Source organism: Cupriavidus sp. SW-Y-13 (genome assembly GCF_009793345.1).
Lineage (GTDB): Bacteria > Pseudomonadota > Gammaproteobacteria > Burkholderiales > Burkholderiaceae > Cupriavidus.
This window is the reverse complement of record NZ_WHLX01000002.1, coordinates 2,369,887-2,383,181: the sequence shown is the minus strand read 5'-3', so window position 1 is coordinate 2,383,181 and position 13,295 is coordinate 2,369,887. Positions and strand designations below refer to the sequence as shown.

Sequence of the window (13,295 nt, the reverse complement as noted above, 5' to 3'; positions counted from 1 at the left end):
TTACTGGTCGAATTTTGCATAGCGCTTCTCGAGTCTCTGGAAGAACCACGTCAGGATCAGCGTCATGACGAGGTAGAACGCCGCAGCGACCAGAAACGGCGAGGTGGTGAAATCGCGCTGGACGATACCGCGCGCGGTACGCAGGATGTCGTTGAGCGCCAGCACGTAGATCAGCGAGGTGTCCTTGACCAGCGTAATGGTCTCGTTGCTGACCGGCGGCAGGACACGACCGATCATCTGCGGCAGCACCACGCGGCGCATGGTCTGCACATAGCTCAGGCCCAATGCCTTGCTGGCCTCGTACTGACCGCGCTCCACGGACTGGATACCTGCACGGAAGATCTCCGCGAAGTACGCCGCGTAGTTCAGCGCGAACGCCACCACGGCAGCCGGGAAGTCGGGCAGCTTGATGCCGACGTAGGGCACGAAGGGCAACGCGTAGTAGATGAACAGCATCTGGAGCATGAGCGGCGTGCCGCGCATCAGCCAGATATAGCCGTTGACCAGCTGGCTCAGCGGCCGCCAGGCCGAGATGCGCATCAGCGCCAGCGCCAGTCCCAATGGCACGGCCAGCGCCAGGGTAATGGCGAACAAGCCCAGCGTGAGCTTGGCCCCCTCCATCATCGGGGGCAGCAGTGTAAGAACGTAGTCCATGCGGAAACGAAAATGCCAGCACGCCTCCGGCGCGCTGGCTGGGTTTTTTCTGCTTACTTGCTGACTTCTTGTTTACTTCGTGATATCCGCGCCGAACCACTGCGCCGAGATCTTCGCAGCCGTGCCATCCTGCTTCATCGCCGCCAGCGTCTTGTTCAGCTTCTCGAGCAGCTCCGCGTCATCCTTGCGCACGCCCACGCCATAGTCTTCCGTGCCGAAGTTCTCGTCCAGCACGCGGTACTCGTTGGGGCGCTTGCTGGCCAGATAGCGGCCCACGACCTCATCCACGACGACGGCGTCGAGGCGGCCGGTCGACAGGTCCATGAGCGCGGTGACGTTGTCGCCAAACGTCTTCACGTCCTTCAGGCTCGCCGCCGTCTTTTCGTCCTTCTTGATGGCGTCCACGGCGCTGCTGCCGTCCTGCGCACCTACGATCTTGCCGGCCAGTTCTGCCTTGGTCTTGATCGGCGAGTTGGCCGTGACCATGATGATCTGGTGATTGGTCATGTACGGCGCGGTGAAGCCGATGTTCTTCTTGCGCTCGTCCGTGATCGTCAGGCCGTTCCACAGCACGTCCACGCGCTTGCCGTTCAGTTCGGCTTCCTTGGCGCTCCAGTCGATGGGCTTGAACTCCACCTTCAGGCCCAGGCGGTTGCTCGCTTCCTTCGCCATGTCGATGTCGAAGCCGACCAGTTCGTTCTTCTCGTTGCGGAAGCCCATCGGCGGGAAGTTATCGTCGAGACCCACCACCACGGTGGTGGCAGCGGCAGCAGCCGGTTGGGCAGTGGTATCAGCCTCTTTCTTGCCGCAAGCGGCGAGCGTGACGAGACCGGCAATCATCAGGAGTGCAGCGATTTTTTTCATTGGGATCGTGTGCCGAGGAGGAGTGGAATTTTTTTCAAGGCCGATACGATACCAGCGTGCGCCCCGTCACCCCGGGAAAACTACGATTTTCTGCGAATACTTGTGGCGCTTGACCGACTTTACGCCGATCTCGTTTGATCCATGGCGTCTGGCGAGGCTTACCCCGTTGGCATGCCTCAGGCAATGTGTCAATCGTTCGAAACCCCATTTTTTCACACTTGCCTATCGGGGTTTTCCCCCAGAATCGGCGAAGGCTGCGTTACACGCACCTCGCCGCCAAGGCCGGCGTGAAGGTCTCCACCGGCTATGAAGTGCGGTCGATCACGCGCAACGAAGATGGCACATGGCGTGTGTCCGCGTTCGATACCCGGGACGGCACGAAAATCCAGACGGTCGATGCCGCGAAAGTATTTATCGGCGCGGGTGGCGCAGCTCTGCCGCTGTTGCAACTGTCCGGCATTCCCGAGGCGAAGCAATACGGCGGCTTCCCGGTCGGCGGCGAGTTCCTGGTCTGCGACAAGCCCGAGATCGCCGCGCGCCATCTGGCCAAGGTCTACGGCCTGGCGGATACCGGCTCGCCCCCGATGTCGGTGCCTCACCTCGACACGCGTGTCCTCGACGGCAAGAAGGTCATCCTGTTCGGACCGTTCGCCACATGGTCGAGCAAGTACCTCAAGAATGGCTCGTACTTCGATCTGGTCAAGGCCACCACGCCGTCGAACATCGTGCCGCAACTGCAGGTCGGCGCGCACGAATTCGCGCTGGTGAAGTATCTGGCGGAGCAGTTGGCCTTGTCGCGGGACGAAAAGATGGCGGCACTCCGCCACTACATGCCCGAGGCGAAAGACGCTGACTGGCGCCTGTGGGAAGCCGGCCAGCGCGTGCAGATCATCAAGAATGACCACGAGAAGGGTGGCGTGCTCAAGCTCGGTACCGAAGTAGTCGTGTCTGCGGACGGCTCCGTCTCCGCACTGCTGGGTGCTTCGCCGGGCGGCTCCACATCGCCGGCGATCATGCTGTCGCTGCTGGAACGCGTCTTCGCAGACCAGATGAAGACGCCGGCATGGCAGCAAAAAATCCGCGAGATCGTGCCCAGCTACGGCAAGACGCTCAATGAGAACCCGCAGCTTCTGGCAACGGAATGGGCCACCACCGCCGAAACCCTGCAACTGGCCATCGCCCCGCCCAGCCTCGACGGCTTCGTCCCGTCCACCGCCCCCACAACGACGCCGGGCGTGGTGAAGAAGGTGCCGGATATGGCGCTGTAAGCGCTGTAGCGGGTTCGCTCTCTCTCTCCCGCCGGTTTTCTCCCCTCTCCCGCGAAGTGGGAGAGGGGTTGGGGGAGAGGGCCAGCGGCTCTGCTTGCCGACCACCTCGCATTTTGCACCACCCTGCCCTCTCCCCCGCCCCTCTCCCGCGCGCGGGAGAGGGGAGAAAATCCAGGGGTCAGTCATATGCTGCGAGCTCGCTTGCTCTACCAATTCGCCCCACCCGCCATCCGCTTCCGTCGCGCCTGTTCCTTCTCGCTCGGTTCGATCGTCTCGAACGTGCCTACCCGTACTTCGCCCGCGGGCACGTAGGTACTCAGCACCACCCCCGTCGTGGAGTGCAACGAGTCGACCAGCTTCAGTTCCTCCGGTCTCGCGCCAGATTCGAACAACCGCTTGCCGCGACCGAGCACGACAGGAAACGTCCACACGTTGTATTCGTCGATCAGTCCCGCGTTCTGCAGTGTCTGAATCAGGTTGCCGCTGCCGATGATCTGCAGGTCCTGTCCCGCCTGCGCCTTCAGCGCGGCCACCGCCTTGGGCACGTCGTCGCCCAGCAGCGTCGAGTTATTCCACGTGACCTGTTTCAACGTGCGCGATGCCACGTGCTTTCTCGCCGCATTGAGCGTTTGCGCGATCTCGCTATCTGCGGGCTGATAAGGCCAGTAGCCGTCGAAGATCTCGTAGGTGCGGCGTCCCAGCACCAGCTCACGGTCCTTGCCGTCGAGGCCCTTCATCGAGCGCCCCATCACCTCGTCCCAGTACGGAAAGGTCCAGCCGCCATGCGCGAATCCGCCGGTGGGATCTTCCTCGGGACCGCCCGGCGCCTGCATGACGCCGTCGAGCGATACGAAGGTGGAAGCGATCAGTTTTCTCATTCGTTGTCTCCGTTCACATTCATCGCAGCGCACTGGCCGCCATATGGATCGCGCGCCGGATGCGCGGGAACGTGCCGCAGCGGCACGCAATGTCCTTCATCGCAGCATTGATGTCGGCGTCGCTCGGTGCGCGCCGCCGCGTCAGCAACGCCGCTGCCGCAATCAACTGCGCACTCTGACAGTAGCCGCACTGCACCACATCGCATGCGATCCATGCCTTGCGCAACGCATCGGCGACGGGGCCGTCGAGTCCTTCGATCGTCGTCACGCGCGCATTGTTGATGCCCTTGACCAGTTCGCGGCATGCCGGCTTGGGTTCCTTGCCCACCAGCACGGTACACGCGCCGCAGATGCCCACGCCGCATCCAAACTTCGTACCCGTCAGACCCAGTTCGCAGCGCAACACCCACAGCAGCGGCGTATCGGGTGCCGAGTTGACCGTGACGGTCTTGCCGTTCAGAGTGACTTGCACCATTGGCACCACCTGTCTCCTTCCTGCGTGCGCTCGGCTTCCGGTAATGCCGGCGGTGCCGTCAACGGCAGACTGTATGGACGTTTGCTGGTCAGCAGCGCGACCGCGTTTGCGACAGCCGGGGCGATAGGAGGCGTCCCGGCTTCACCCACACCATGCGGCAGGTTGCCAGTGCCGGTCATGACGCGCGTGCGGATCTCCGGACATGTCTCGATATCGATCAACGGCACCTCGCTGAAATAGTGCTGCTCCACCTGTCCGTTGCGAATCGTCACCGCCTGCTGCAGCGCCGCCGAGAGTCCGAAGACGATGCCACTCTCCATCTGCTGCACCACCATGTCCGGATGAATCGCCAGCCCGCAGTCCACCACGCAGAACACGCGCGTCACACGAAATCCGGCGCTCCCCTCGCTGGCCGTCTCGCGGCGTACCTCCGCCACCTGCGCCACGATGCTGTCGAACGACACATGCATCGCCATGCCGCGCGCGAACTCCGTGCCGGATCGATCCTTCCACTTGCGCGGTTGTCGCCAGCCCGCGAAATCGATCAGCGCGCGCAACACCGCCGCATGCCGCCGATGTTCAGGCTTGCCGAGCAGCGCCAAGCGAAAATCGATCGGGTCCTTGCCTGCTGCCGCCGCCATCTCGTCGAGAAAGCCTTCCACGAAAAACGCCTGGTGCGAATGTCCGACCGAGCGCCAGTAGCCCACGGGAATCGGCAGATCCACACGCGTGTGCGCGACGCTCACGTTCGGGCATTCGTACGGGATGTCAAAGCCGCCTTCGGCCATCGTGCCATCGGGCATATGGCGTGCAAGGAATTCCGGTACGCCGTACGTACGCGGCAGCACCTGTTCGGTCACGGACTGGCTGGCCGACACCGCATGCCATGCCGCAAGGTTGCCCTCGGCATCGAGCGATCCGCTGAACTTCGCCACGCACGCAGGGCGATAGAAATCGTGCGTCATGTCCTGTGGCCGCGACCATATCGTCTGCACGGCACGGCCTTTCATCTGCGCGGCAATGACGGCGGCCTGCGCCACGTAGTCGACTTCAAGGCGCCGGCCGAAGGCCCCGCCGAGATACGCCTGATGCACGGTCACGTCGTTCACGCCGATTCCCAAGGCATCCGCCACCGCCTTGCGCGCGGCCTGTGGCACCTGCGTGGAGACCCACACCGTGGCATGCCCACCGTCCACCAGCGCCGTGCAGTTGATCGGCTCCAATGCACCATGCGCGAGGTAGGGCACGGTATAGCGCATCTGCAGCACCTTGCCGCGTTTCAGTGCTGCATCCGCATCGCCCGCCTCGTAGTAAGTCACGCGCGATGTGTCGTCGATGGCGCGCTCCAGCGTCTGCATGATGTCGGCAGTGTTGAGTTTCGCCGCCTCGCCGTGGTCCCATTCCACTGGCAGATTGCATAGTGCGCGCATGGCGATGAATGGGTTATCCGCAATCACGGCCACACCGGCCGTGCCACCGTTGTAGCCATCGACCACAAAGCAGCCATGCACGCCCTTCACATCCTTGATCGACACATCGCGTGACTTGGGGCCACCGCCTAGCGTCGGACACATCAACACGCTGGCATAGAGCAAGTCGACGGGTTGGCCCCCTTCCGTCTTTCTCGGCAGATCGGCAGGACCGATGTCGATACCGAAACGCAGGCTGCCATCGAGCTTGGCCTGGCCTTCGATCCGCTTCGGACTCTTGCCGATCAACACGTAGGCTGCCGGCGTCTTGAGCGTGGGCGAATACGGCTGTGACAAATCGCGTGCCAACGGCACAAGCTGACCGAACGTGGCGGATCGTTTCGACGCGGCGTGCGACACGACACCGGCCTTGGCTACGCATGCTTCCACCGGCACGCCCCACAGGTTCGCCGCCGCCGTGCAAAGCATCGCGCGGGCCGATGCCCCGGCTTCGCGCATCGGCATCCACAGGTCCTGGATGCTGGTGGACCCACCGGTCACCATCGAGCCAAAGTAACGCGTGGTACGACGCGCGAAGTCGCGAATGAACTCCACATGCTCGCGCGGATCGTCATCGCGATAGGGCAGTCCGTTGACGATGTTTTCGCGGTTGATATAGATGCGGTCGATGGGGGATTGCACCACGCGTACCTGGGTCCAGTCCGCATCGAGTTCCTCGGCCAGCAGCATGGCCGCACCAGTGTGGATGCCCTGCCCCATCTCGGCCTTGCTCATCACCACCGTTACGCGGTTATCCGTGCCGATGATGACCCAGCCGTTCAGCGGTATCTGCGTATCGGACGATCCAGCGGACGCGGTGCGGCTTTCCAGCCGATGGTCGGGACGAAACAACGCCCAGCCCACCGCCAGCGTGCCTGCGGCAGCAGCCCCCGCGCCGCCGATCAGAAAGGTTCTACGACTGAGCATGAAGTTCTCAGCCTCCCCCGCGTTTGACCCCCAAAGTCCCCGGAACCCTGCCTATGTGTCTCCGATTTGCAAATCGGAATGATCGTGTCTTTCGATCACCTATATTAGGTGATGTTATCGATGATCGCGAGGCGCCATTTCATGCCTGAAGCAACGCCGCACGACCCGACGCCGGCGGTGCCAGCGGATACGGCATCTTCCGTCACGGGCCGCATCGAGCTTTACACGCACGAGCCCATGGTCAACTGGCTGAGTCCACTTCAGTTGCTCATGACGGCGGTCCGCGTGGCCGTGGCGCAAATCATTGGCGCCTTTGCCGATGCGCGCGCCGTGCAGGCCGCGCTCAATCCCGCCGTGTCGAACCCACCCATGCAAGTTAGCGCGGGCAGCGATGGCGCCACCTGGGTCGACTATCTCGCGGATACCGGCGACGGCTGGCACTCTACCTATTCGATGGCGCTGTGCGTGAGCCAACCCGTGCATCTGCAAGGCGAGAACCAGGCCCTGCCACGCGCCGGGGTGCTGCTGCTTGGCGGCGATCAGGTCTATCCCACGCCGGCCAACAGCGGCTATCGCACCCGCTTTCTCGATCCGTTCCGCGCCGCGTTTCCCGCGCCCGTCCCAGCGGACGCCACGGCCAACAGCGAAATCCCCATCGTCGTACCCGATGCGCCGTTGATGGTGGCCACGCCTGGCAACCATGACTGGTATGACGGCCTGCGCGGCTTTGCCCAGTTGTTCTGCATCGGGGAACCCATCGGCGGATGGCGCACGGCCCAGCGGACGAGCTACTACGTCCTGCAATTGCCGCATGGATGGTGGATCTGGGGCCTGGACCTGCAACTCGAATCCGAAATCGACCGGCAGCAGTACGAGTATTTCAGGGGGATGCATGCAAAGCTTGCCCCTGGCGACCGCGTGGTGCTATGCACGCCCGAGCCGAGCTGGATCGACGAGATGCAGCGCGTCGCACGTTCGCAACGTCGCACACTGCCGACCATGGAAACCCGCACGCCCCGCTTCCGGAGCCTGAGCCGCATCGAGCTCTTGCTCGGTGACCATCTGGCTGTGGTTCTTGCCGGTGACATGCATCACTACGCGCGCTACACGCCGCGCACCGGCACCGATGGCCCCGAACGTTTTACCTGTGGCGGGGGTGGCGCGTTCCTGCATGGCACGCATCAGTTGCCGGAGACGCCTTCCCCGATTTCCATCGGCGCCACGCGTCAGCACTATCGACTCGCCGATTCGGTCTATCCGGACAAGGCCACCTCACGTCGTCTGCGCGATCGTGCGTGGCAACTGCCCGCGCGCAACGCCAGCTTCTGCGCACTGGTGGCGCTGCTGTATTTCCTGCTCGACTGGATACTGCACAGCGCCACGCCCCCGGCAGGCTCGATGATCGGTAGCGGCGGACTGATGGCGGCACTCTCGCAGGTGGAGGTCGGCTTCGCGCAGACTCCCGATGTCTGGCGATTGTTGCTGCGGGCGCTGGCACGCAGTCCGTCATCGGTGCTGTTCATCCTCGCCATCGTCGCGTTCTTTGCCGCCCTGGCGACGCGGGGCCCGAAGGGGCTCTTTTCGCTGGACGGACTCGCCGGTGCCTTGCACGGTTTGCTGCATGTCGCACTCGCCTTCGCGCTGCTGTGGGTGTTCACGCGCATCAACGTGCATCACTTCGGCATCCATGCCGCCGACTGGCGACTGGTGCCGTTGCTGCTGATCGAGATCCTGTTCGTGGGTGGCCTGTTGGGCGGCCTGCTGTTCGGCATCTGGATGGTGCTGGCCAATCGGCTCTGGGGTCTGCACATGGAGGAAGTGTTTTCATCGCAGGGCATCGACGACTACAAGTGCCTGCTTCGGATGCGCTTCGATGCGGACACGCTGACCATTCATCCGCTCAAGCTCGAATCGGTTTGCCGTCGCTGGTCGCTCGGCCAAGGTGTGCAGGCATTGCGGAAATTTGGCCACACGTGGCGACTGCGTGCGAATCCCGACGCGCGGGGTCCGCGCTTCGTTCCCGCCAGTGGTGAGACGCCACCGCCGATGGCGATACAGCGCATCGAGGCACCCATCGTCGTGCATCGGCATCCACAACGGACATCGCCATGAATGCCGGCGCCTACGATGCGATCGTCATTGGCAGCGGCTTCGGGGGCGCGGTGTCCGCCTGTCGATTGGCGCTGGCCGGGCGCAAGGTATTGGTGCTCGAACGCGGCAGGGCGTGGACGCCTGCTACCTATCCGCGCGACGAACACGACCCGTGGTTGTGGAGCCAGCGACGGCCGCACCGATTCAACGGATGGGCCGATATCCGCGCGTTCGACGACGTGTGGGTGATTGCCGGCGCTGGGGTCGGTGGCGGGTCGCTGATCTACGCGAACGTTTCGGTGGAGGCGTCCCCGGACACCTTCGCGCAAGGCTGGCCCGTAGATATCACTTACGCATCGCTCAAGGACTACTACGACACCGTGGGCGCGATGCTCGATGTCGCAACCGTTCCCGACGATCAGCTCAGCGAGCGCGCGTTGCTGCTGCGCGAAGGTGCCGAGGCCTGCGGCTGGAGCGAACGTTTTCGCAAGCTGCCGCTGGCCGTCACGTTCTCTCCGCACTGGCGCGCCGATTTGCACGATGCGCGCAGTGATCGTCATTCCGAACGATTCCTGAACCGGCATGGCCGATGGCAAGGAACATGCGTGCATTGCGGCAACTGCGACGTGGGGTGCCAGGTCTCGGCCAAGAACACGCTCGATCTCAACTACCTGGCGGTGGCGGTGGACCACGGCGCGGAAATCCGGCCGCTGCATGTAGTCACCCGGATCGAGCCGATGGCGCAAGGCTGGCGCGTACGCTTCGACAGGATCGACGTGGACCGCGAACGCCGGGAACCGGGCGAGGCCACTGCCACGCGCGTCATTCTCGCCGCTGGCTCCATCGGCAGCACAGAACTGCTGCTGCGTTGCCGGGACGAGCATCGCACGCTGCCCGCGCTCTCCCGGCGCCTTGGCCACGGCTGGGCGCACAACGGTGATTTCGTGACACCGGCGTTCTACGACCAGCGGATGGTGTCGCCCGCCCATGGCGTCACCATCTCTGCCGTGATCGACCTGCTCGACCGCAGTGGTCCCGGTGGCCAGTCGCTATTCGTGGAAGACGGCGGCATTCCGAATCTCGCCGGCAACTACATTCGTCGCCGGCTGCGACGTTTGCCGCGTGGAAAGCTACGCATGTTGTGGAAGGAGATCGGCGGACTGATTGACGATGGCGATCCGCTCGAACACATGATGCCGTGGTTCGGCCAGGCCGTTGACCCTGGCGATGGTCAACTGCGGCTGTGCCGCAAGTGGTATGCGCCATGGCGCCACACGCTCGACATGCAGTGGTCATACCGCGCCTCGGTGGCCGTCATCGAATCGATGATTGCAGCCCATACCCGCCTGTCGCACGCCACGGGCGGCGATCCCTGGGTGCCGCCCACCTGGCGGCTGCTGCATAACCTCATCACGCCGCATCCGCTGGGCGGCTGCAATATGGGAAACCATATCGGCGACGGCGTGGTGGATGCACAGGGCCGTGTATTCGGCTACGCCGGCCTCTACGTCATGGATGGCGCCATCGTACCGCGCCCGCTCGGGCTCAACCCCTCGCGCACTATCGCTGCGCTGGCAGAGCGGAGCGTGGCGCTGCTCCTGCGCGAATCGGGCTGAGGCGGATGAGGTCGGCAGCGGTCTGCGTTAAAATTCGTCGCCTCGCAGAATGCATCGGCATGGACAGGTGGCAAGCTCAATGGATCACAGTGACACGATGGCCGCGGAGGACGACGCCTCCCGCATCCACGAACCCCGGCTCTGGCGCGACAAGGGATGGACCGCACGGGTCATCAAGAACGAAGATGGCGACGGCTGGGCCGTCGAGATGATCCGTGATGGCAGCGCCGAACCCGCGCTCGTCGGGCCGTGGACGATGGGCCGCAACAAGGTGGACCCCAAGCCACTCGACGCCACCGCGCACCAGACACTGGTCAAGACGGCGAGCGAAGTGATTCGCCGCCACGAACAGCAACTGCACGGCCAGCTCAACAAACAGGTGACGATCGAACACGAATCCGACACCCTGGAAGTGCGGCTCGTTATCACCCCCGATGAATTCGAACCGTTCGGCACACTGACGGCCACCAACCGCTTCGGCGATACGCTCGGCACGACAACCGTCCGGCCAGATTTCAAGTTGACCCGCGACAGCGCGGCGCGCTGGGCCGAAGGTGGCTTCGGGAAGATCCGGGGTTAGACGGTGCTGTTGGTTTTCTCCCCTCTCCCGCATTGCGGGAGAGGGGCCGGGGGAGAGGGCCAAGCCGCTCAAATTCCATCAGCTTCCTGCAAGCCCTCAATCGTCCCGATTCCCCCAATGCGACGCCGCTTCGCGCATCATTTCACCGGCTTGCGTCCCGGCAACACCGGCATGGCCGGACCAAGCGCAGCCCTGACCGCCGCCTGCTCCGCAGCGGACTGATCGATATCCGCGCCGGTATCGCCCGCTTCGCTGACACCGATCGCAAGTACCACAGTGCCACGCGCCACCGGCACGGGAATGGGTGCCGACATGCCAAAGCACGGCGTCGCGCCACATGCCGCAGCGTCGCCAGCCACAGCCACGCGTGGCACAGACACCGTGGCGGCGCCGAGTTCGGCAAACGTCGCCGCGCCCGCGCTGCTCACCACGAGTTGGCGCGCCACGAGCGCGAAGGACACCGTGATTTTCGGATCGGCACCCGCAGTCCGCGCAATCGTATTGCCAGCGCGTACGTAGAGTGGCCGGAAGCGGAAGTAATCGGTGAACTTGCCTTCATCGAACCGTTGCTCGATACCGAGCACGGCCAGCAGTCCGGGACGCGACGGCGCATCACCGACGGCATACCGCGCGAAGACCACGCAACGTATCCCCCGGAATCCTGCGGCGGAGAATCCCACATCGACGCTGCTAGCATCCAGCCCCTCGCGCTGTGCAGGTGCGGATGCCGACCCGCTGCGCGCGGCTGTCATGTCGATGACATCGCGCGATGCCGAAGCGAGAAAGGCCCCCGACGCACTGGCCCCTTTGCCGGCAGACCTCGGCGCCGGTTCGACACACTGCGGCGATGCCAGCAATTCCCGCACCTGGCGATACTCGGCCTGCGACAAGATCGCCGCCAGTTCCTTGTCGGACATCCAGTCCCGATGCGCTCCCACCCAACCCTGCGCGGCCCGCTTGGGCTTGCCACTCTGCGTATCGGGCATCGGCCCCGGCTTCGGCGTCGATGTGCTGCAACCCAAGACAAGCATGCAGGCGGCCAACGGCCCGGCAATGGTCTTCACGGCGCGCTCCTTGTTCTCGATCCCCCTGACGAGACCCACAGGGTAGACAACGAATCACACGCCGGGTACCAGTCAGAAGATTGAATAGACCTGTGGATGGTAGGCAGGGGGGCTAAACCGGGCTAGGGGAGCCACGTTTTCTGCAAACAGGTCATCGCCAAAAATTGATTTTGCAGTTTCCTTGATCAGCGGCTGCTAACACGGCAAATGGACCGTTCTCAGCACATGGAATTCGGCGTAAGGTGCGACCCCGCGAGTGGTGGGATGGGCGTCACTGGAACAGGTTTGACGCCGAATACTCATCCGACGAACGGAGGTCTCGGAACATGGCGAAGGAACAGGTTGCGCGCGGAACTGGCGGGATAACGACACCACCTGCGACCCCGCACTGGGCGGTGTCATCTGGCGCTGGCTACCGCTTTGGAAGGGCGTGCGGCACTTCAGGCCATGGCCCTCTTGCGCAAGGCAGCGCCGAGGAGGTCAAACAATGAATACGATGAACCTCGCCTCCAACGTACTCGGAACATTCCGCAGCCTGCGTGACCTGGAAGACTTCGGGCACGTCTATCTTGTCGTAGATCCGCTGGCTGGAAGCACGCCTCTTGCGTACTGGGCCGAGCGTGTTCCCTCCGATAAGCAGTGGATACTCCCCTACCGACCGGCTCGCGACAGTGCGCTGACAAGTCCTCGATTGTTCTTGCTCGACGCATCGCGGGACGACGTGCTGGAGGACTCCCTGATATGCGCCGGCGCCGTCGACGACCCGCAAGACATTGCCATCCCCAACACTGCGATTTGCGGATGGCTTTTTTCTCGCGTCACGCCATTGGACCTGTCATCCCATCTCGTTACCGCCATGCAGCAGCGTAACGCGAGACGGGAGCCGGTATGCCTCCGCTACTACGATCCGCGTGTGTTGCCCCGCTTGAACGTGATCCTTGACGCCGGCCAACGGTCAAAGTTGCTTGGCCCCGTCGAATACTGGTTTGCCATGGATCGCGCCGGAACGTTTGCAAACTTGCAGACCCAGCCACCGCGTCATGGCGTCTCGGCATCCATATCCGCAACGGCAGAGCAATGGGCGTCAATCGATCGCATCGGTGCACTCAATCGGACGATCGACATTATCGAGAAACACAAGGGCGTACCACTGCCTGCGGACAAGCAGGCAGACGTGGACGTATTGCTCGTCCGCGCGGCCCGACATGGGCTGACTTCCCTGGAAGATGCCATCACGTTTGCCTTGTTCGCCTTTCTGTTCTCAAGGGACTTCGATCAGCATCCCGAGGTGATAGCGGCAATAGCGGATTGCAACAGCCAGAAAACCACGTTGTTGGAAGCACTGAAGTCGTTATCGAACGATGTCTGGCAAGACATCGCCCAGCGCTTTGGTCGTCCGGTGCCATAAA

The 13,295-nt window shown here is 63.3% G+C and carries 11 protein-coding genes; 5 read left to right on the top strand and 6 right to left on the bottom strand.

From position 1 onward, the window contains the following. Positions 1 to 654 (bottom strand): amino acid ABC transporter permease, encoded by a 654-nt coding sequence (locus GA566_RS26155; RefSeq protein ID WP_137928139.1) that lies wholly within the window; start codon positions 652 to 654, stop codon positions 1 to 3. A gap of 72 nt (positions 655 to 726) precedes the next feature. Then, positions 727 to 1,518 carry an amino acid ABC transporter substrate-binding protein gene (locus tag GA566_RS26150; protein WP_160474456.1) on the bottom strand — a complete coding sequence of 264 codons (792 nt, stop codon included), beginning with the start codon at positions 1,516 to 1,518 and terminating at the stop codon, positions 727 to 729. 185 nt (positions 1,519 to 1,703) lie between these two features. Here GA566_RS26150 and GA566_RS26145 point away from each other — a divergent pair, with 185 nt between their 5' ends. Beyond that, positions 1,704 to 2,786: a malate:quinone oxidoreductase gene (locus GA566_RS26145; protein ID WP_370459354.1), complete on the top strand. Its 1,083-nt coding sequence runs from the start codon at positions 1,704 to 1,706 to the stop codon at positions 2,784 to 2,786. Between the two features lie 206 nt (positions 2,787 to 2,992). Here GA566_RS26145 and GA566_RS26140 read toward each other — a convergent pair whose 3' ends face one another. Genes GA566_RS26140 through GA566_RS26130 form a run of 3 tightly spaced genes read right to left on the bottom strand, consistent with a single transcriptional unit; the run spans position 2,993 to position 6,535 of the window. Further along, positions 2,993 to 3,664: a dihydrofolate reductase family protein gene (locus GA566_RS26140; RefSeq protein WP_160474455.1), complete on the bottom strand. Its 672-nt coding sequence runs from the start codon at positions 3,662 to 3,664 to the stop codon at positions 2,993 to 2,995. 19 nt (positions 3,665 to 3,683) lie between these two features. Further along, positions 3,684 to 4,139 (bottom strand): (2Fe-2S)-binding protein, encoded by a 456-nt coding sequence (locus GA566_RS26135; RefSeq protein ID WP_137927357.1) that lies wholly within the window; start codon positions 4,137 to 4,139, stop codon positions 3,684 to 3,686. Beyond that, positions 4,121 to 6,535, bottom strand: a complete 2,415-nt coding sequence (locus GA566_RS26130; RefSeq protein WP_160474454.1) for a molybdopterin cofactor-binding domain-containing protein — start codon at positions 6,533 to 6,535, stop codon at positions 4,121 to 4,123. The genes GA566_RS26135 and GA566_RS26130 overlap by 19 nt, the downstream gene beginning before the upstream one ends. Before the next feature lie 141 nt (positions 6,536 to 6,676). Here GA566_RS26130 and GA566_RS26125 point away from each other — a divergent pair, with 141 nt between their 5' ends. The 3 genes from GA566_RS26125 to GA566_RS26115 all read left to right on the top strand — a co-directional run bounded on the left by GA566_RS26125 (position 6,677) and on the right by GA566_RS26115 (position 10,822). Next, positions 6,677 to 8,647 (top strand): preprotein translocase subunit YajC, encoded by a 1,971-nt coding sequence (locus GA566_RS26125; RefSeq protein WP_160474453.1) that lies wholly within the window; start codon positions 6,677 to 6,679, stop codon positions 8,645 to 8,647. Beyond that, positions 8,644 to 10,242 (top strand): GMC family oxidoreductase, encoded by a 1,599-nt coding sequence (locus tag GA566_RS26120; RefSeq protein WP_160474452.1) that lies wholly within the window; start codon positions 8,644 to 8,646, stop codon positions 10,240 to 10,242. Before GA566_RS26125 ends, GA566_RS26120 begins: the two co-directional genes overlap by 4 nt. A 79-nt stretch (positions 10,243 to 10,321) precedes the next feature. Next, positions 10,322 to 10,822, top strand: a complete 501-nt coding sequence (locus GA566_RS26115; RefSeq protein WP_137927353.1) for a hypothetical protein — start codon at positions 10,322 to 10,324, stop codon at positions 10,820 to 10,822. Positions 10,823 to 10,959: 137 nt separating this feature from the next. Here GA566_RS26115 and GA566_RS26110 read toward each other — a convergent pair whose 3' ends face one another. Further along, positions 10,960 to 11,886, bottom strand: a complete 927-nt coding sequence (locus GA566_RS26110; protein WP_160474451.1) for a hypothetical protein — start codon at positions 11,884 to 11,886, stop codon at positions 10,960 to 10,962. 487 nt (positions 11,887 to 12,373) lie between these two features. Here GA566_RS26110 and GA566_RS26105 point away from each other — a divergent pair, with 487 nt between their 5' ends. Beyond that, on the top strand, positions 12,374 to 13,294 hold the full coding sequence (locus GA566_RS26105) for a DUF4123 domain-containing protein (protein WP_160474450.1): 921 nt from the start codon (positions 12,374 to 12,376) through the stop codon (positions 13,292 to 13,294). Position 13,295: the final 1 nt, after the last annotated feature.

Excerpts from the sequence above, each read along its gene's own strand:
- GA566_RS26155 (WP_137928139.1), bottom strand. The coding sequence starts at position 654 with ATGGACTACGTTCTTACACTGCTGCCCCCGATGATGGAGGGGGCCAAG.
- GA566_RS26150 (WP_160474456.1), bottom strand. The coding sequence starts at position 1,518 with ATGAAAAAAATCGCTGCACTCCTGATGATTGCCGGTCTCGTCACGCTC.
- GA566_RS26140 (WP_160474455.1), bottom strand. The coding sequence starts at position 3,664 with ATGAGAAAACTGATCGCTTCCACCTTCGTATCGCTCGACGGCGTCATG.
- GA566_RS26135 (WP_137927357.1), bottom strand. The coding sequence starts at position 4,139 with ATGGTGCAAGTCACTCTGAACGGCAAGACCGTCACGGTCAACTCGGCA.
- GA566_RS26130 (WP_160474454.1), bottom strand. The coding sequence starts at position 6,535 with ATGCTCAGTCGTAGAACCTTTCTGATCGGCGGCGCGGGGGCTGCTGCC.
- GA566_RS26125 (WP_160474453.1), top strand. The coding sequence starts at position 6,677 with ATGCCTGAAGCAACGCCGCACGACCCGACGCCGGCGGTGCCAGCGGAT.
- GA566_RS26120 (WP_160474452.1), top strand. The coding sequence starts at position 8,644 with ATGAATGCCGGCGCCTACGATGCGATCGTCATTGGCAGCGGCTTCGGG.
- GA566_RS26115 (WP_137927353.1), top strand. The coding sequence starts at position 10,322 with ATGGATCACAGTGACACGATGGCCGCGGAGGACGACGCCTCCCGCATC.
- GA566_RS26105 (WP_160474450.1), top strand. The coding sequence starts at position 12,374 with ATGAATACGATGAACCTCGCCTCCAACGTACTCGGAACATTCCGCAGC.